Origin of the sequence: Alkalibacillus sp. S2W (assembly GCF_046764385.1) — a bacterium.
Classification (GTDB): Bacteria; Bacillota; Bacilli; order Bacillales; family Alkalibacillaceae; genus Alkalibacillus; species Alkalibacillus almallahensis.
In genome coordinates this window covers 2,643,450-2,661,873 of record NZ_CP177234.1, presented here as the reverse complement: position 1 = coordinate 2,661,873, position 18,424 = coordinate 2,643,450, and the positions used below count along the sequence as shown (strand labels likewise).

Here is an 18,424-nt window from a genome sequence, read left to right as displayed (position 1 = left end):
AGATAGAGTTAAATTCGTTGAAAAGGGAGTTCGGGATGACGGAAGCCAATATAACGAGAATTCAATTAGATGATAAAGAAGTTGTCTTAATCGGTACAGCTCACGTGTCTAAACAGAGCGCCGAGCAAGTAAAAGACGTAATCGAAGCTGAGCAACCTGATTCAGTTTGTGTGGAACTCGATGAACAGCGTTATGAATCTGTTCGTGAGGGAAACAAGTGGAAGAATATGAATATTTTCAAAGTCGTTAAAGAAAAGAAGTCAACGCTATTATTAATGAATATGATGATTTCTTCGTTCCAAAATCGTGTTGCAAAACAATTCGGCATTAATCCAGGGCAAGAAATGGTCCAAGGAATTGATTCAGCCGACGAAATCGGAGCGGAACTTGTCTTAGCTGACCGTAATATTCAAACGACATTTGCAAGGGTATGGCGTAGTATCGGCTTTTCTGGTCGAGCGAAATTAATGATGTCGGTGTTTTATAGCATTTTTAACCGTGAGACGATTTCAGAGGAAGAGCTTGAGAAAATGAAGCAACAAGATATGCTGAATTCAGTCATGCAAGAATTTACTGAAGCATTTCCACGATTGAAAAAGCCATTAATTGATGAGCGAGATCAATACTTAGCTGAGAAGATTAAGCAAGCACCTGGTGAAAAGGTGGTGGCTGTCTTAGGGGCAGCACACGTACCTGGCGTGAAGCGGGAAATTCATCGTGAGCAGAGCTTGGAGCAACTAACAACAATTCCTCCAAAATCCAAAGTGCCTAAAATGATTGGCTGGGCGATTCCGATTGTCATTGTGTCGATTATTTTGTATACATTGATGAACAATCCTGAAGCGGCGTATCAACAGACGTTAAGCTGGATTATTTGGAATGGTTCGCTTTCGGCGATTGGGGCAGCTGTTGCTTTGGGTCATCCGTTAACAGTCATAACTGCCTTCTTAGTCGCACCGTTAAGTTCTTTAAATCCAATGCTTGCAGCGGGGTGGTTTGCAGGATTGATGCAGACATGGATTCGAAAACCGAATGTGTCACATTTTGAGAATTTATCAGAAGACGTACAATCATTAAAAGGCTTTTGGCAAAACAAAGTCACTCGAATTTTACTGATTGTGGTTTTAACGAATATTGGCAGCTCACTCGGAACATTTATCGGTGGAGCTGATGTGATTCGCGTTTTCTTTGAAAATTTATAAATTAATCTGAAACATGTCGTTATGGCTACGGCATGTTTTTTATTGGAAAAATTTTAAAAACAACCTACTATAAATTTATGATTTTGTTATGATAGGAATTAGTTAAATAGGAACTAGTTTGTGAAGGAGATTGAAATGAAGCACAATTCTAAACGAACGATTATTAAAATGGGAATTTTCATCGGCGTCATAGTCACAGTCGCATTTCTAGTAGGAGCTTTAATTTTACAGTCACGAATCACAACTTTCCAAGAAGATCAAGCGAATACAGCTTTTAATAGTGTCAGAACGGCAATGGAAACGTCACAAGAGTCTACTCAGACAATTGAACACATGATTGAACAGCGACTTTATACATCATCTAAAGGAATTATGACCGATTTAAGAGGGCGCAGTATTGATGAGATTCAACAAGATGAACTAAGAGATATTGCAGATGATTGGGATGTAAAAGAAATTTCTTTATGGGAACGAAATGAAAATGATATCACGGTGACACAATCGACTGACAACTCACAAATCAACCTATCCGCTCGTGATTGGGGTTATTGGTATCAGGCATTTGATCAGTTGATGTCCGGGGAAACCGTGACCATTGATGAAGGGTATGCAAGAGAGAACTTTTGGGTAGGTCCGATTTCACAAGCGGAGTTATTTGAGGGACTCTACTATAAGTTTGCTTATTATTATGATGGCACGACTGATTACATGGTCAATGCCTATATAGAAGATGAAGAAATATATAGGATGACATTTGAATCTGGACCGTCTGAAATGATTTCGCATTTAGAGGCAAATTATGATGTGATTGAAGAGATTGCGGTGCTTAATGGGCCTGCATGGTTGGCTGGTGATGATCATGAGGTGATTGAACCATCAACGGATATTCCGGTTTTATATGGTCATTTAACACTTGATGTCACGGAAGATGAATCGAATGTTGAAGCGGCTATGAAAGAGGATGCCAGGCAATCGTTTGATTTTGAACATGAAGGTGCATCTTATCGTAAATTATATCAGCCACTAGACCAAGATCGTATGATGGTTATGGCGCTCAATCTTGATAGTGAAAAGCAATTTACGGCTCGATTTATATGGTTATATGTCGTAACAGGTGTGCTTACATTACTATTGGTATTGTTTGCACTTCGCTCGGCTGCAAAGAAAATGAAATAATTCTATAGCAAAACTGGGAGAAAACGTCAATAGTTTTGGCTTGAATGATTGGCTTCTATCCCTTACGATATACAAAGTAACTAGGTTTGAAATGAGGTATAAACATGAAACCATCAATCTATGGTTTAACACAAGAACAATTACAGAATTGGTTGGTCGAAAACGGTGAAAAACGTTTCCGCGCTGATCAAGTTTGGGATTGGTTATATAGAAAACGCGTTAAGTCGTTTGAAGAGATGAAAAACGTCAACCAGGCTACGATTGATTTATTAAACGAACATTATCAAATTCAGTCGTTGAATGAAACAATCAAACAAGAATCAGTCGATGGCACGGTTAAGTTTTTATTTGAATTACCAGACGGCAATCATATTGAAACAGTCTTAATGCGTTTTGATTATGGTTTATCCGTTTGTGTGACGACACAGGTCGGATGTAATATTGGTTGTTCATTCTGTGCTAGCGGTATTTTACGGAAGAATCGTGATTTATCAAGCGGTGAAATTGTTGAGCAAATCATGAACGTGCAACATGACTTAGATGCGCGTGGAGACGGCGAACGCGTCAGTCATATTGTTGTGATGGGTATCGGCGAGCCGTTTGATAACTATGACAACACGCTTGACTTTATTAAGGTTGTTAACGATCAAAAAGGCTTATCAATCGGAGCGCGCCACATCACGATTTCAACAAGTGGTATTGTACCGAAAATGTATGAATTCGCAGACGAAGGATTGCAAGTCAACTTAGCGTTATCTCTGCATGCGCCGAATAATGAACTGCGGACGAGCGTTATGAAGATTAATCGTGCCTATCCAGTTGAACAATTGATGGATGCAGTCGATTATTACTTGGAGCAGACAAATCGTCGAATTACGTTTGAATATATTCTGCTACATGATGTGAATGATCAACGTGAGCAAGCTCTTGAGTTGGTGGAACTGCTAAAAGACAAACGTCACTTATCCTATGTGAACTTAATTCCGTATAATCCTGTAGCGGACCATCCTTATGAACGAAGCAGTAAGCAAAATATCTTAACATTCTATGAGACGTTGCTTGAGAACAATATTAACTGTGGCGTCCGTGTTGAACAAGGCAGTGACATCGATGCAGCCTGCGGACAGTTAAGAAGTAAGCAGATGAACAAAAAGCAAAAAGAAAAAACCAATGCCTAAATAATTAAAGCACCCAGCCGCCGCTGGGTGCTTTTTTAGTGACTTCTTTATAACTTCAGGTAGTTTGGACATCACTTGATCAATTTATTGCCTATTTTTATCTTTTAATTGATTCATAACATCAAGGTCGCTCATTTCACACCACATTTCTTTAATCAAACTGTACTCAAATCTAATAATCATCATACCTGTTTCTTTTACACGCTGGTCAGAGGACGGAATATCTTCCCAGCCACCTTTGTAAGTCATGTGTCCTGTATATCTCACAGCCACCTTATTATCCTCTTCCAAATAATCGTCAATGCTCCAAACGTCATTTGTGAACACTGTTCTAAACCATTTCATGAAATCGTTAATAAACTCATCATGTCCTTTGAAGTCATGATTTGGAACATGGCTTACAAAGTTAGGTGCAGTTATCTCTTTTAATGTATTGATATCACCTTTCGTGAAAACTTCACTAAACCATCTCTCAACCACTCGTTTCTTGTCCATTCAATTTCTCCCCATTTCTTCATATAAGTATATAGTATTAAGTTAACCTGTCCGTTAATTGAATAGAAGTTATAACTTTATGCAGTAAAATTCAGATCATCATATTGTCATAAGTTTTGATATTTGGGATTAAATTCCTTTTGATGATAGAAACGTTTATTGTGGTATTAATTCGTATGTGTTTAAGAAATCAAATATCAACAACAATCTTTAACCGAGCTTAAAAATAAAACCTTACCTAAGATAAAAGGTAAGGCCAATCTATTCTTCGTGATGGTGATTTTCAGGAGGTGGGAAACATTCAAAGATTTTGCCGTTTCGAATACCTTCTACAAGTTGTTCTAACCAGTGAAAATAGGCTTTGGAATTTTCTAATTGATCATAAATTTCCCGAGCTTCTTCGCGTATTTCCTCAGATACGCCTTCATCATTCATCACATCTTCTAAAATGGGTTGTGACTCAGCAATTGCACTCAAGTTAAGTGTGTATTCACGCTCTAACTTTTTCGTGAAAAATTTATTGAAGAAGTTAAAGAAATTCTTCTCAGCCACAAACGTCTGTTTACGTGATCCCCGTCTGAATGATTGTTTGACAATATCGTATTCTTGCAGTTTCTTAACGCCTGTGCTCATACTCGGCTTACTCATTTGTAATTTTTCACGCATTTCATCTAGTGTCATACTATCTTCAAAATACATGGTTCCGTAGAGGTTTCCGATACTTCGAGTGACACCGTACAAATCCATTGTTTCACCAATTGATTCAATGACAAAGTCTTTAGCTTGATCAACTGATTGTTGTGCTTTTTTATCGGATTGTGCCATGAAAGACCTCCTAATCATTCCATTAAGTTTATTAAGTACATATTTATCTTATTTAACTATACCATATTTTTGTAAATAAACAAGCTAAAAAGGTGCCATTTGATCAGTTCAAGTGTTGATTTGTTGACATTTTAAAATGGGTCATATAAAATGAAAGAAAATTAGAAATATTATGATAATGTGCTCCAAGAGTAACATATAATAAATTATACAACTTGATAGGGGAGGAGGGATTTTATGTCTGGTCATCAGCCGTCGAAGAAAGATATTGATGATCACAAAGGCTTAGCAATTGTCGCTTATATTATCTTCTTCATTCCACTAATCGCAGCAAAAGAATCCTATTATGCGATGTATCATGCGAATCAAGGATTATTGTTACTCATTACAGCTATTATTATAAACATTATCGGCTCAGCCATTCCGATCATTGGCTGGCTATTGATCCTGCCACTAGGAAATTTATTTGTCTTTGTGCTATGGGTCATTGGTATTTTAAATGCAGCAAAAGAAGAGGTCAAACCATTACCACTTATCGGACAGTATGAAATTATTAAGCCGCCAGAAGTAGAAGAAAACGTCTCTAACGACTAGTTAGAGACGTTTTTTTAGTTAAAAGTTAATTTTAAAATCAAAATCAGGATGTTTATAAAGCACATCAAAGCGATCGTCGTTTTCTAAATTGATTTCTAAATCAACTGGTGCAAATAAAAAGAAATTATTATCAAACTCTATATTTGCGCCGTAATAATAGCTGAGCCAGACTAGTTTTGAACAATAAATGGCTTCATTAGGATCGTTTAAAGGAACTTGAATAGTGAATGAATACTCCGGAACGGGTTTCCCTTGTTTTAAATTGTTATTATACGCTTTTAAATATTCTTTTGCATAAGCTGTAGCAGCCAACCCGATAGAGGCATCTTTAGGACGAGCGTGCATCACTTGTGTATGAACCGATAAAAAGTTATAAGCAGGTAATCGACGTACTTGTGGATGCGAACTAACAGATTCAATAATATGGAGCTCATCCACAACAATGGCTGAATGGCCAATATAACCTGATGGAAAAATATCACCAAAATTATCACTTGCAACTAAAATATCTCCTGGACGAAAATCGTTTGGCCTTCTTGTGACGACAGGTATAGTAAATGATTGGTGTTCACCAGATGCCGTCGTAGCGACAATGGTTAAATTATTGATATCATCTAATTTTCCTGTGGTTTGGGTATCAATCGTTGTCATATATTGATTGTTTAAATACAACTCAGCTTCAACTAATCGTTCGTCGTTAAATTGTAAATCCAGATTTGGTTCGACTCTCGTCATACTTAACACCTCGCGAATAATGGATTACTGTATCTTATCGATAAGCGAGGTGACTTATGCATTCTAGTGTAAAATATTTGGTATTCGTTGATGATCTTGATTCAATGAAATGTTTAATTCCTGTTGTTTGTTTAATGTTGCGTAAAAAATATCCTCGAATTTAATGGCTCTTAACTGCAACTGATCCATGAGCCATGCTTGGTCAACGCCCACTTCAGCCAGAGTTTGCTCATAAATTCTACCCTCAAGGATTACAGGTAAAGCAATCTGTGCTGGTTGATTCGTAATGGACAGATCTTCACGTGTAACAGGACTATCGGCAGAAGTTTTTAAAACACTTAGGTGACCACTAGGTTCAATGACGGCAGTTTGAACGGTACTAATATCGAAAACTTCTTTTTCTCGTAATAATTGTAGCACGTTATCGATTGAATAACCGATTCGCTTCATATTTCGTTTTAACACTTGGCCATTTTGAATAACAACTGTCGGTTCAAACGTAATGAGGCGGCCAAATTTTCGAAAACGTAATTTTAATGCCGTGATCGTTTTCTGTAAAAAAGCAACAGCGACGATTGCTACAGCTGTATAAATATGACTAATGGATGGATCAGCTAAATCGGCCCCAACAATGGACCCTAGCGATATAATGATTAGAACGTCAAAAACGGGCATTTCGCCAATCGTTCGTTTACCCATAAAGAGCGTCATCAGTAACAATAACGGTAAAATCGTGACAACACGACCGATGACAACGAGTGACTGTTGTAAAGTTTCCATCATAGTTGATTCTCCTCGAAACATATTTGCCGTTAGTATGTGACAAACTTGATGAAAACATAAAAAACGGACGCCAAATTAGACGTCCGTTTATCTTTAAGCTCTTAACCATTTCCAAATTTCTTGTGGTGTTGCATTTTTACCGTAAATTAAAATACCGACTTTAAAGATCTTACCAGCAAGTTTCATAAATAACCAGATACTGACGATTAAAATCGCTAGACCAATCAAGATTTCAACCCATGGCCACTGGTCGATTAAGGCTAATCGCATCAATAAGACAGCTGGTGATGTGAATGGTATATATGTTCCGATTTGTGCTGCAAAGCCGTTTGGATCGGCAAGAATAGGACCGATTAATACGACTGGCAAGAACGGAAGCATCATCACCATACCTTGGAAGTTACTACCTGAACTAGCATCTTCTAATGTTGCCCCTAAGCCAACAAATAATGACGCGAATAATAGGTAACCTAGAATCGCGATCAAGACAAATAACAGCAGCTGAGGTGTTAAGAGATATTCCATAATTGGAATGTCATCCACTAAATATAAAGCTAACGGGATAATAAACACCATCCATGCTGTCACTTGAATGAGGCCAAGTGCGAAATATCCGATGATTTTGCCTTGCATGAGTTCGTTAGGTGTCACGGATGATAGCACGATTTCGGCGACTTTTTCTTTCTTTTCTTGTGAAGCGCTTTGGAATATCATCATCCCTGTAATGACGATTGAGAACAAGACAATACCTGCAAATAAGGCAGGAATACCATTCTCAAATGGATCCTCAGAGAACGGTGATGAACTCATTTCAACTGATTCTGATCCTGCGCTTGCTTCAGCGACTTGGAATTGAATTGGGCTAGATACTAATGCCATTTGTTCTTCGTTTAAGTCTGCCTGTTGGATTTGCATTTGTTTAATAGGTTGTTCTAGTGTTTGGAGTTGGGTCATGAATTGATTGCTGACCTCATCACCTGTGACATAAGAAACGACACCATTTTCCAGAGTTTCTTCATTTAACTGAATGAAAGCATCTTCACTATCAATAGCTGATTGAGCTTCATCTAGGCTTTGGTCAGTTTCTTCAAGGTTCCACGACAGAAATGACTGTTCTTTAGCGATTGATTCAAGCATGGAATAAGCACCGATTGAGTCATTAACGTAAACCGTTGTGCCACTTTCCTCATCGCCACCATCATCCATTAAGAGGGATGGAACAGTCGCAAAGAAGATAAAGATTAAAGGCGTTAAAAATAACGAAATTAAAAATGATTTACTTTTGAGATTACGTTTCATTTCCCATTTACCGACTTTTAAACTATTGCGCATCTAAAACACCTTCCTTTTCTGCGATTGAACGTCCTAAAGCAACATCGACAAATATTTCGTGTAAGGAAATACGGTCGACAGAGATTTCTTGGACATCTAAATCTTTCGGAATATTGCCTAACCAATTGGGTAATGTTGCGCTTGGTTCTAGATATAAAACAGATGTATCACCATCTTGTTCCACCCGGGTTACCTCAGGTATGGCTTCGAGCGTTTGAACGTCATTCTCGCCATAAATCATACACTTGAAGTTCGCATACTCTGCTTTGACATCTTTCATCTTGCCGTAGATCACTTGTTGACCTTTATTAATTAAAAACAAGCGGTCACACATTTCCTCAACAAGATTCATTTGGTGTGAACTTAGTAGTATAGCGGTGCCATTTTCAGCAAGCTCGCGGATTTCACGCTTGAACACATCTTGGCTTAATGGATCTAGACCAGAAAATGGTTCGTCTAAGATCAGTAGTTCTGGTTCGTGAATAATCGAACCAATAAACTGAACTTTTTGCCCCATCCCTTTTGATAATTCATCGACAACAACATTTTCTTTCCCTTCAAGGTCGAACTTCTTCAAATAAGTCAGGGCACGTTCTTTTGCTTTATCGAGTGGATAATCTTTTAATTCAGCGAAATAAAGTAAGATATCCATGACTTTGACATTTTTGTATAAACCGCGTTCTTCCGGTAAATAACCTACTTTATGGCGTGGGATTTTGTTACCGTTATGATTATGAAAAATAACCTCACCTTCATCTGGGTACATAATCCCCATAATGTTACGGATAGTCGTTGATTTTCCGGCTCCGTTAGGCCCTAAAATCGCCATGATTTCACCTTTTTGCACGGAAAAAGAAATGTCATGTAGGACTTGGGTGTCTTTAAATGATTTTTGCAAGTTTTGCACAGTTAAAACTGATTCCATAAGATTCTCCCCCTTTTTATATGGTTAGCATGAAAGCTAAGGTGTCTTCCAAGCTAAGTGATTCCTTTTTAAACCATGACTGATCATGTTGATTTAAATACTGTTCGAATGATGCTGGCTGATCTGTAATAATCGATTGTTCGTGTCGTTTTACTTCACCGGGTAGTGTCTCATTAGGTAGTTCTCCAGTTAGCCAGTATTGGGTGTATGTTTGAGCTATGCTGTCTTTATCTTCTTGAGCGATTAATTGCCCCTCTTTCATCACAGCGATAATATCGGCTAATTTACGAATATCTTCAATGTGATGTGTAGCGATGATTAACGTGCGCTCTCCATCTTCCATCCATTCACTAAGCACATCAAATAGTATATGGCGTGAAGCCAGGTCGATATGAGCACTGGGTTCATCTAAAATCATGATCGGTGTGCCGCGTGAAATGGTAAGGGCTAAAGCTAATTTTTGTTGCATACCAGGTGACATGGAATGAAACTTCTTAGATAATGGGATGTTCCAATCATGAACAAGACGATGAAATAATTCGTTATCCCAGTTCGGATAAAGGTCAGCGATTAGCTCGCGTAATTGATGCCCGTTGAATGGTCCAAAGCCAAGTTTGTCTTGAGGTAAGTAAGCTATTTCTTTTTTCCAATTCTCAGATTGTGTGATATTTGTATCAAGAACTTGGATATCGCCTGACGTCGGTTTGACAAGACTCATGATGGATTTCAGCAAGGTGCTTTTACCAGAACCGTTGTGACCAACGAAAGCAGTGACCAGACCAGACTCAATCGCGACATCCAGTGGCCCTAAAGTAAAGTCGTCGCGTACTTTTTTTAATTGATGCGTTTCAATTGTGGCATTCATCTCTCTCCCTCCTTACGTAAAATGGTTTGGATGATATCCTGAATTTCGGCATTCGTATAATTATGCTGATAGGCTATATCAATCGCCTGTTCAAAAGCTTTAGTAACTGTATCGTGTTTGATTTCCTTTTTAAAAGAAGCTTGAATATTAGCGACGAAAGTTCCTTTGCCTTGTGATGTTTTAATAAAGCCTTCGTTTTCTAAGTTTTGATAAGCACGGCGTGTTGTAATGACGCTGACTTCTAAATCCTTTGATAAAGCACGAATGGACGGGAGCGATGTACCAGCTTCTAATTGCCCACTAGCGATCAGTGCTTTAATCTGATGTTCGATTTGATGATAGATGGGTTCTCGTGATTGTTCGGATAATTTAATCGGTAGCTGCACATCACCAACTCCCTTCGTTAAATGTCAAAGTCGACTTGTTTTATCTTTCTTATGGCGTAATTAATCCATAGTTTATTAGAGATAATCGCTATAAAAGTGGCAATCACAATGGATATAAGTGGCCAACGATTGGCTAGATCAATGGATAAGTTCATGACCCCATCATCATAAAAGATATAAGAGGGCGAAATCGCTAATGTAATCGTCATAATAAGCCCGATTGTAATAGCAACAAGCTTTGTATTCGTTACATGTCGGTCGCCGAGATCACTGGCCGGAAATAAAGCGCCGACACTCAGACCATAGCTCATCCAGATTGCTGTGAAGGCTATAAATCCACTTGTTGAAAGAACTTGTTGTAGTTCTGGAATAAAGGTGAAACCAATAAATAATAGAATTAGGACTGGAAACGCATTAAGGTAAAATATAATAAACCGACTGCGTACTAGTACATTGTTAGCAATGGGTAGCTTATGAAGCATAAAAAAGATGGGTGATGCGTAAGTTTCGGCGCTGATCTTCTGATATTGGAATGAGCGCGGGACTAGCCATCCGTAGATGAGTCCGAACATAGCGAGATAGAAAAAATCCAGCCCTATGCCACCACCTTTTAACACGCCGTCCATCATGCCGAATGAAAACATTAATAATCCGTAAGTAAGCAGGCATTGCAAAAATATTCGTTTAAACCATTCGATTTTCCACTCGAATAAGGCCAGGCGCGTTGCTTCTTTCCACATGATCATAACCTCACTTTCACTGTTATACTGTGTATATCTTTATAAACAGTATAATGGTGAGGCCAAAAAATGTAAACAGATTTCTTTAAACTTTATGAGATTTATAATACGATAGGCTTTGTGACAATAGGGAGAGGTGTTCAATATGTCAGAACAGAAAACTAATTTAAGATTGCTACTTATGTTGGGTGCGTTTACAGCGCTCGTGCCACTGACAATTGATTTATATCTACCCGCTTTTCCAGAAATGTCTGGTGATTTAGGAACGTCAGCTTCCTTAATTCAGTTAAGTTTAACAACATCACTATTCGGAATTGCGTTCGGACAGTTAACGGTAGGAGCCTTGAGCGATATATTTGGAAGGAAGAAACCATTAATTATTTCCATTTCAATCTATGTGATCGCGTCGATTGTATGTGCCATCGCACCTAATGTCTGGGTGCTTGTCGTCGCTCGATTTGTCCAAGGCTTTTCAGGTGCTGGAGGAATCGTGATTTCGCGTTCCATTATTCGTGATTTATATTCTGGTAAACAATTAACGAAGATGTTCTCGCTACTTGTATTAGTGATGGGTCTTGCTCCTATACTGGCACCTATGCTAGGTGGGCAAATCTTGCTTTTCACAGGTTGGCGTGGGTTATTTACCATACTATCAATCGTTGGGATCATCTTAACGTTTATAGCCGTCTTTCGTTTGCGAGAATCATTACCACAAGAAGAACGTTCAAGTGGTGGATTGAAATCGACGGTACAAATGTTCACCGCGCTTATTAAGCATCGACGTTACATGGGATTCGCACTGATTCAAGGTTTTGCATCAGCTGCGATGTTTTCCTATATATCTGGTTCGTCATTTATATTGCAAGATATATTCAACTTGTCTCCACAAGTTTACGCGATGTTATTTGGCATGAATGCGGTCGGATTTATTTCGATGAGCCAGGTTGTTGGTCGATATTCAGGTGTATTTTCTGAAGAGAAACTATTAGCAGTAGGCTTTGTCGTTGCGATCACAGGTGGGACAACATTAGTAACGGCATCCTTAATTGACGGTGGCTTAGTCATGGTTGCGATTGGATTCTTCTGTTTGACCTCAAGTACGGGTTTAATCAATCCTACCAGTTTATCATTAGCCATGCAGACGCAGGATAAAAATGCAGGTAGCGCCTCAGCATTACTAGGTTTATTTCAATTCGTTTTCGGAGGGTTAGCAGCTCCATTGGTCGGTTTATTCGGAACGGATGTGATTTTACCGTTAGCGACAATCGTCTTAACGAGCCAAATCTTCCTCGTTGTGAGTTATCTCGCATTTGTTAAGCAATCGAAAACAGCATAATGTTTTAAGAGCCACAGTTAATAGCTGTGGTTTTTTACAAGTGTTTCGTTTTGAATATTTAAACTTTTCTGATAAAATAGAAGTTAAGCTTGAGCGGTGAAGTCTGTCGTCATACAACTCATTGAAAGCGCATACATTCAAAAGTGGACAACCATCGAGCGATTTTAATTGTTAAAGGGAGGAATAGGTTATGACGTATGCATTTCCGAATACGGATGGTGCAGTAATTAATTTCAAATCACGCTATGGAAATTTTATTGGCGGGGAATGGAAAGAGCCGGTTAACGGTCAATATTTTGAGAATGTAACGCCTGTTACAGGTAAGACATTCTGTGAAATACCTGCTTCTACAAAAGATGATGTTGAATTAGCCTTAGATGCAGCTCATGCTGCGAAGGAATCGTGGGGAAGCACGTCTGTAGCTGAACGAGCGAATATCCTCAACAAAATTGCCGATCGTATTGAAGAGAATTTAGAAATATTGGCGGTAGCTGAAACTTGGGATAATGGAAAAGCAGTTAGAGAGACCCTCAACGCTGACCTGCCCTTCGCAGTCGATCACTTCCGTTACTTTGCCGGAGCAATTCGTGCGCAAGAAGGCTCGATTGGCGAAATTAACGAAGATACCGTAGCTTACCATTTTCATGAGCCAATTGGTGTCGTTGGACAGATTATTCCGTGGAACTTCCCGATTTTAATGGCGACATGGAAGCTAGCCCCAGCATTAGCAACAGGTAACTGCGTTGTGTTGAAGCCAGCAGAACAAACTCCTGCATCGATTCTAGTGTTGATGGAGCTGATTGAAGATTTATTACCAGCTGGTGTGTTAAACGTTGTGAACGGCTTTGGCCTTGATACTGGTAAACCGCTGGCATCTAGTGATCGTGTCGGAAAAGTTGCATTTACAGGGGAAACGACGACAGGACGAATGATTATGCAGTATGCGTCGCAAAATATTATCCCTGTCACATTAGAACTTGGTGGTAAATCGCCGAATATCTTCTTTAAAGATGTGATGGATGAAGACGACGACTTTTTAGATAAAGCGATTGAAGGGTTAGTGATGTTCGCCTTAAACCAAGGGGAAGTTTGTACATGTCCATCACGTGCGCTTATTCATGAAGATATTTATGATGAATTCATGGAACGAGCGTTGAAGCGGGTGAAAGAGATCGCAACAGGTAATCCACTCGATCCGAATACAGCGATGGGTGCCCAGGCTTCGAACGAACAATTAGAGAAGATTTTATCGTATTTAGATATTGGTAAACAAGAAGGTGCGGAATGTTTAGTTGGAGGAGAACAGAATAAGAAAGACGGCGATTTTGCGGATGGTTTCTATGTGGAGCCGACCGTCTTTAAGGGCGAGAATAGTATGCGTATCTTCCAAGAAGAAATCTTTGGTCCTGTGTTAGCGGTGACAACATTTAAGACAGATGAGGAAGCACTAGAGATTGCCAATGATACGTTGTATGGCTTAGGGGCAGGTGTGTGGACGCGTAATATTAATACGGCATATCGCTTTGGACGCGGCATTCAAGCAGGTCGTGTATGGACGAACTGTTATCATGATTATCCAGCGCATGCTGCGTTTGGTGGTTATAAGATGTCAGGTATTGGTCGTGAGAATCATAAGATGATGTTAGAGCATTATCAGCAGACGAAGAACTTACTCGTCAGTTACACTCCACAGAAATTAGGATTCTTCTAAAATTGAGCGGAAAGGGGGTAAAACGATGGTCGAACGTGTCACAGCGACAGATGCTGCGCTTGATTTGATTGAAAGTATTAAAGCTGAGCACGGGGGTGTGATGTTTCATCAGTCAGGTGGATGTTGTGATGGCAGTTCACCGATGTGCTACCCTGATGGTGACCTCATGATTGGGGATCAAGATGTCTATTTAGGCGAAATCGGTGGTGCGCCATTTTATATGCATAAAAGCCAATATGACTATTGGAAGCATACACAGCTCATTATCGATGTCGTCGATGGACGTGGCGGTATGTTTTCGTTGGAAGGTCGCCATGGAAAACGTTTCTTGACGAGGTCACGCGCATTTACCGATGAAGAATACCAAATGCTTAAATCATGACAAAACGCCGATGACTGGCATCATACCAGTCATCGGCGTTTTTTATTTCCCTTTGTTAAATTGTTAAACAATCTCCTGATATTGTTTAACAATCTTGATGGCTCAAGTTAAGCCCACCACATGTGAGAAGGGTCTAAGTTTGCGCCAATAGTTGGACCACATGCGTCACGTAATTTCAGTATATTATGTGGCGTATGCACGGAGAATCCACCATGTAATTCAAGACCAATTTTGACGCCATAAGATTCAGCTAAATCATTTTTCTGTTTCCAATAAGGGATTAATTTCTCTTCCCATTGTCATTTCAATACTTCTTGGAAATCGTGTGGCCAAGGGGACACAGGCCAATTTGGATACAAAGCTCCATCATGATCACCTGGGCACCCTGAGAATGTATTGACGACAGGTACGTCAAGTTTAGCAGCTAATTTGATCGTTTTTGTTAATAGCTCATCAATTAGAGGTCCTCACTCATGACGGTGAGCGTGTACGCTATGAATTAGAAGCGATTCAAACAAATGATAACCAGACGAACACAGGCGTGATTGATTCATTTGTCGATGGCATTCGTTTTGAAGAAGATTTAGTTGTGACAGGCCAAGACGCGTTCGACTCCTTGAAAGTGGTCGTGGCATTAATCGAATCAGCACAATCAGGCTACGTGAAGGATGTCTTTTAATTTTTGAAATAATTCCACTCAATTATTTGATTAATAAATGAAGTTATCTCAAAAGTTGTAGAAATTATTTAATAACTGAGAAGGGTGCGGCTAGAAAATAGTTCGCGCTCTTTTTATGTCAAATCAAATTAGTTGATTTCACAAGCCTCTATCCTTAATAATAAGAATTGAATGGATGTCAGAGGAGGCATGTTTTATGAAGGTAGACATTTGGTCGGACGTGGTTTGTCCGTTTTGTTATATAGGGAAGCGCCGATTCGAGCAAGCGCTAGAGCAATTTGAAAATCAAGAAGATGTGTCAGTTGCATTTAAGAGTTTCCAGTTAGACCCAAACGCTAAACCAGGTCAATATCAAGATATTCATGAAATGTTAGCGACGAAGTACGATGTTCCGTATGAACAAGGGTGTGAAATGAATCAACAAATGGCTCAACAAGCACAAGAAGTCGGCCTAACATTTAATATGGATCAGATTATTCCTACAAATACGTTGAACGCGCAACGATTGATTCAGTTTGCGAAACAAGAAGGTAAAGGCAATGTCTTAAATGATTCATTGATGCAGGCGTATTTTACAGAAGGTTTAGATATGAATGATGAAAATGTCTTAGCCGATCGTGCTGAATTAATTGGGTTAGACCGTGAAGAAGCGCTGAATGCCTTGCAATCAGGTGCTTATCGCTTGAATGTAAACCGAGATATTCAAGAAGCAGGCGATATTGGGGTTCAAGGTGTACCTTTCTTCGTTTTCAATGAAAAATATGCCGTAAGCGGTGCTCAACCTGTTGAAACGTTTGTCGAAGTACTTGAAAAAGTATATGAAGAAGAAAAACAAGAACCGAAACTTCAAATGATGCACACACCATCGAAAACCGAATATTGTGATGACGACAATTGTCAGTAAATATTGTGAAGGCCCGAGTTCATCGGGTCTTTTTTAATATGTTTAAAATTGCAAATAACTCAAAGGTTCATATCCTGTTTCATTTATTTTTTTGGCAATTAATTGATAGCCTTTGCGGTTAGGGTGTACCCCACCAAAAGACAGCACACGACGGCCCCTAATGGAAAAAGGCGTTAATACGTCAACATAGCGAACGAGTGGTGATTCCATCGATTGTAAGATAGCATTAAATCGATTGATCCAAAAGGCGCTATAAGGTAAGTGGGGAAACGGGTTGTATAACCCAATTATTCGAATGAAATAAGGTGAAGGGTGATGATATTTAATGAAGTGAAGCGTCCAAATGATTTCAATCAAATTTTTATAAAAAGTTTCTTCTGCCCGCTCAAAAATAACGGGGTTAAACGTATTTAAAAAATGATCGTGAGCCTCTAGTAAATCGTTGCTACCAATCGTAATCGTGATAATATTAGCTGGAGCCAAACGCTTTTGAATAGCTGGATCATGTAATAGTTTTTTTAATTCACTACTCATCATGCCACGACGTGCAAACACCTCTGTTCGAACAGGCTGTTTCAACACATTGGTGATCGCATGACTATATGAATGAATAAAACCGCGATGAAAAAACGCTCCAGTCCCGAGTGTTAATGAATCGCCTAATGGTCGGTAATAAATAGTTCCTTCCAAAATAAAAACCACCCTTCGTATCGCCTTATTACATAAGATGCAAGTAATGGCGAATACGTATGGGTGGTTGTGAAGATTAGTAAAAGAAAGGGAAGAAAATTCGATTCAAGAAGCGGAATGGAAAGCGATAACGTCTAAATCGTCTAAACCGTCTCGGATAACGTCCTGGTCCGCCGTATCCTTGCCCGTAGCCAGGGCCACCATAACCTTGCCCGTAACCACCTCCATAACCGTCATCAAACCGGTCCTGTTCCATGTCACCCCATGGCATTATTAAAGTTACACTTTGACCATCTACGTCATCAATGATGCCATCAAACAGCTGGCCATCCTGTGTTTCAAGATGAACAAAATGCATCTGGTTTTGTCTACAAAGGTGATGGAAATCCTCTTCCTTTGGCTTCATATATGGATTCATGAAATCCCTCCTTAACGTATCACTCATACGATATGCATGATGGCTTGATATGTTTAACTAGGAGATTTGTCACAAATTAGACAAAAGTAGTTTAAGCTGAAGGCTGGGAAGGGTAATTCATGAATATAAAGCTAGTTAAAGGAGGTTTAATCATGGCTGATGAGAAAAAAGAGTATGTTGAAAAACATGAAGAACCAAGTCGCACAGGAGCAACCGCTATTAAATCAGTAACCGCAATTATTATTACACTATTAATCTTAGGTTTCTTAGTATTTTATGTCTTCCCAATGTTCGGTGGTGGCGCTAGCCAGGACCTTGATGGAAGTCATGTAGAAATGAGCTTGAATGAAAACACAAGCAATGTGATTTATTTAGATGCATCATAAGAGAAAACACGCTGGCTTAAAGAGTCAGCGTGTTTTTTAATGAAGCTGCAAATGTAAAGTGATGGTCTTCCTGTTTAAAAACAGCCATATTTAGTCGTTTACAAGCTTCCATTAATGATTCGTTTTCTGTTGGGACATGTAAATAAATCGTTGTGAAGGTGTTATAGGTTAAATGCAGAAGTTCTTCTAACACAATTTGTATTAAGGTAGTTGAATAATAGAGGTTATTTAAATAGGGGCCGACTACCCATGCCTCATAGTCTCCCTCTTCATAAAGTAACCCCGTAAATCCTATGGAATCCTTATTTAAATAGATCATCATAGCACAATGGTGGAAATGATTTTGATAGGATTCGATGACCTTTTCTAGGTCTTTAACATTAGATAAAAACGGGTAACCATTTTTTCTTGATGAATCATTTGTATTGATATGGATGATGTCATCAATCGTGTTAAAGTCGTTTGGTCCTGCAGGCCTGATGCTTAATGGTCCCATAAAGTAACCTCCTACAAAAAGAGTAGTTAAATAATACCATATAACTAGAAATTATGCAGTTAATAGATACTAATATTACCAAAATTAAATTATTTAAGTCCTATAATCCGTTCAAAATCAATCAAATAAAGTTTGAAATGGAAAAGATCTATCATTAAGAAGGAATATAACCATTTACAAACGAAT

At 38.9% G+C, this 18,424-nt stretch carries 22 protein-coding genes and 1 pseudogene; 10 read left to right on the top strand and 13 right to left on the bottom strand.

What is annotated here, in order from left to right; genetic code table 11:
• Window positions 1-35 precede the first annotated feature (35 nt).
• The 3 genes from ACKXGF_RS13750 (at window position 36) to rlmN (ending at window position 3,556) form a co-directional block, all read left to right on the top strand.
• Window positions 36-1,202: a TraB/GumN family protein gene (locus ACKXGF_RS13750; RefSeq protein ID WP_411954262.1), complete on the top strand. Its 1,167-nt coding sequence runs from the start codon at window positions 36-38 to the stop codon at window positions 1,200-1,202.
• Window positions 1,203-1,322: 120 nt separating this feature from the next.
• Window positions 1,323-2,378, top strand: coding sequence for a hypothetical protein (locus ACKXGF_RS13745; RefSeq protein WP_411954261.1), 1,056 nt, complete (start codon window positions 1,323-1,325; stop codon window positions 2,376-2,378).
• A gap of 104 nt (window positions 2,379-2,482) precedes the next feature.
• A complete protein-coding gene (gene rlmN / locus ACKXGF_RS13740) occupies window positions 2,483-3,556 on the top strand; it encodes a 23S rRNA (adenine(2503)-C(2))-methyltransferase RlmN (protein WP_411954260.1) in 1,074 nt (357 codons plus the stop codon).
• A gap of 84 nt (window positions 3,557-3,640) precedes the next feature.
• Here rlmN and ACKXGF_RS13735 read toward each other — a convergent pair whose 3' ends face one another.
• Together ACKXGF_RS13735 and cudC are read right to left on the bottom strand one after the other, a co-directional pair.
• Window positions 3,641-4,051 carry an ester cyclase gene (locus tag ACKXGF_RS13735; protein ID WP_411954259.1) on the bottom strand — a complete coding sequence of 137 codons (411 nt, stop codon included), beginning with the start codon at window positions 4,049-4,051 and terminating at the stop codon, window positions 3,641-3,643.
• A gap of 261 nt (window positions 4,052-4,312) precedes the next feature.
• Window positions 4,313-4,876, bottom strand: coding sequence for a choline uptake/conversion transcriptional regulator CudC (gene cudC / locus ACKXGF_RS13730; protein WP_411954258.1), 564 nt, complete (start codon window positions 4,874-4,876; stop codon window positions 4,313-4,315).
• Between the two features lie 237 nt (window positions 4,877-5,113).
• Between cudC and ACKXGF_RS13725 the strand changes: the two genes are divergently transcribed.
• On the top strand, window positions 5,114-5,470 hold the full coding sequence (locus tag ACKXGF_RS13725) for a hypothetical protein (RefSeq protein ID WP_411954257.1): 357 nt from the start codon (window positions 5,114-5,116) through the stop codon (window positions 5,468-5,470).
• An 18-nt stretch (window positions 5,471-5,488) separates the two neighbouring features.
• On the opposite strand, the gene ACKXGF_RS13720 is transcribed toward ACKXGF_RS13725, so the two are convergent.
• The 7 genes from ACKXGF_RS13720 to ACKXGF_RS13690 all read right to left on the bottom strand — a co-directional run bounded on the left by ACKXGF_RS13720 (window position 5,489) and on the right by ACKXGF_RS13690 (window position 11,236).
• Window positions 5,489-6,205 carry a hypothetical protein gene (locus tag ACKXGF_RS13720; RefSeq protein WP_411954256.1) on the bottom strand — a complete coding sequence of 239 codons (717 nt, stop codon included), beginning with the start codon at window positions 6,203-6,205 and terminating at the stop codon, window positions 5,489-5,491.
• 63 nt (window positions 6,206-6,268) lie between these two features.
• Complete coding sequence (locus tag ACKXGF_RS13715) at window positions 6,269-6,988, bottom strand: DUF421 domain-containing protein (RefSeq protein ID WP_411954255.1); 720 nt, start codon at window positions 6,986-6,988, stop codon at window positions 6,269-6,271.
• A gap of 93 nt (window positions 6,989-7,081) precedes the next feature.
• Window positions 7,082-8,320 (bottom strand): ABC transporter permease, encoded by a 1,239-nt coding sequence (locus tag ACKXGF_RS13710; RefSeq protein ID WP_411954254.1) that lies wholly within the window; start codon window positions 8,318-8,320, stop codon window positions 7,082-7,084.
• The gene (locus ACKXGF_RS13705) at window positions 8,310-9,245 is read right to left on the bottom strand and encodes an ABC transporter ATP-binding protein (RefSeq protein ID WP_411954253.1); all 936 of its coding nucleotides are present in this window, start codon (window positions 9,243-9,245) and stop codon (window positions 8,310-8,312) included. Before ACKXGF_RS13705 ends, ACKXGF_RS13710 begins: the two co-directional genes overlap by 11 nt.
• Window positions 9,246-9,261: 16 nt before the next feature.
• Window positions 9,262-10,110 carry an ATP-binding cassette domain-containing protein gene (locus ACKXGF_RS13700; protein WP_411954252.1) on the bottom strand — a complete coding sequence of 283 codons (849 nt, stop codon included), beginning with the start codon at window positions 10,108-10,110 and terminating at the stop codon, window positions 9,262-9,264.
• A complete protein-coding gene (locus ACKXGF_RS13695) occupies window positions 10,107-10,496 on the bottom strand; it encodes a GntR family transcriptional regulator (protein WP_411954251.1) in 390 nt (129 codons plus the stop codon). Before ACKXGF_RS13695 ends, ACKXGF_RS13700 begins: the two co-directional genes overlap by 4 nt.
• 17 nt (window positions 10,497-10,513) lie before the next feature.
• Entirely contained in the window at window positions 10,514-11,236 is a 723-nt protein-coding gene (locus ACKXGF_RS13690) for a hypothetical protein (RefSeq protein ID WP_411954250.1), read from the bottom strand.
• A 145-nt stretch (window positions 11,237-11,381) separates the two neighbouring features.
• Between ACKXGF_RS13690 and ACKXGF_RS13685 the strand changes: the two genes are divergently transcribed.
• The 3 genes from ACKXGF_RS13685 (at window position 11,382) to ACKXGF_RS13675 (ending at window position 14,665) form a co-directional block, all read left to right on the top strand.
• Window positions 11,382-12,572 (top strand): multidrug effflux MFS transporter, encoded by a 1,191-nt coding sequence (locus ACKXGF_RS13685; protein WP_411954249.1) that lies wholly within the window; start codon window positions 11,382-11,384, stop codon window positions 12,570-12,572.
• A 190-nt stretch (window positions 12,573-12,762) separates the two neighbouring features.
• Window positions 12,763-14,283: an aldehyde dehydrogenase family protein gene (locus ACKXGF_RS13680; protein WP_411954248.1), complete on the top strand. Its 1,521-nt coding sequence runs from the start codon at window positions 12,763-12,765 to the stop codon at window positions 14,281-14,283.
• A 25-nt stretch (window positions 14,284-14,308) separates the two neighbouring features.
• A complete protein-coding gene (locus ACKXGF_RS13675) occupies window positions 14,309-14,665 on the top strand; it encodes a DUF779 domain-containing protein (RefSeq protein WP_411954247.1) in 357 nt (118 codons plus the stop codon).
• 113 nt (window positions 14,666-14,778) lie between these two features.
• Here the strand turns inward: ACKXGF_RS13675 and ACKXGF_RS13670 are convergent.
• Window positions 14,779-15,117 (bottom strand): annotated as a pseudogene (locus ACKXGF_RS13670) (sugar phosphate isomerase/epimerase family protein); the annotation flags it as partial.
• Here ACKXGF_RS13670 and ACKXGF_RS13665 point away from each other — a divergent pair.
• Window positions 15,105-15,344, top strand: coding sequence for a hypothetical protein (locus tag ACKXGF_RS13665; RefSeq protein ID WP_411954246.1), 240 nt, complete (start codon window positions 15,105-15,107; stop codon window positions 15,342-15,344). The pseudogene ACKXGF_RS13670 and the gene ACKXGF_RS13665 sit on opposite strands and share 13 nt — an antisense overlap.
• 196 nt (window positions 15,345-15,540) lie before the next feature.
• Window positions 15,541-16,248 carry a DsbA family oxidoreductase gene (locus ACKXGF_RS13660; protein ID WP_411954245.1) on the top strand — a complete coding sequence of 236 codons (708 nt, stop codon included), beginning with the start codon at window positions 15,541-15,543 and terminating at the stop codon, window positions 16,246-16,248.
• A 42-nt stretch (window positions 16,249-16,290) separates the two neighbouring features.
• Here the strand turns inward: ACKXGF_RS13660 and ACKXGF_RS13655 are convergent, their stop codons facing one another.
• Together ACKXGF_RS13655 and ACKXGF_RS13650 are read right to left on the bottom strand one after the other, a co-directional pair.
• Window positions 16,291-16,938 carry a GDSL-type esterase/lipase family protein gene (locus ACKXGF_RS13655; protein ID WP_411954244.1) on the bottom strand — a complete coding sequence of 216 codons (648 nt, stop codon included), beginning with the start codon at window positions 16,936-16,938 and terminating at the stop codon, window positions 16,291-16,293.
• Between the two features lie 76 nt (window positions 16,939-17,014).
• Window positions 17,015-17,356 carry a hypothetical protein gene (locus ACKXGF_RS13650; protein ID WP_411954243.1) on the bottom strand — a complete coding sequence of 114 codons (342 nt, stop codon included), beginning with the start codon at window positions 17,354-17,356 and terminating at the stop codon, window positions 17,015-17,017.
• 152 nt (window positions 17,357-17,508) lie between these two features.
• On the opposite strand from ACKXGF_RS13650, the gene ACKXGF_RS13645 reads away from it, so the two are divergent.
• On the top strand, window positions 17,509-17,742 hold the full coding sequence (locus ACKXGF_RS13645; RefSeq protein ID WP_411954242.1) for a hypothetical protein: 234 nt from the start codon (window positions 17,509-17,511) through the stop codon (window positions 17,740-17,742).
• A 16-nt stretch (window positions 17,743-17,758) separates the two neighbouring features.
• On the opposite strand, the gene ACKXGF_RS13640 is transcribed toward ACKXGF_RS13645, so the two are convergent.
• A complete protein-coding gene (locus ACKXGF_RS13640) occupies window positions 17,759-18,238 on the bottom strand; it encodes a hypothetical protein (protein ID WP_411954241.1) in 480 nt (159 codons plus the stop codon).
• Between the last annotated feature and the right edge of the window lie 186 nt (window positions 18,239-18,424).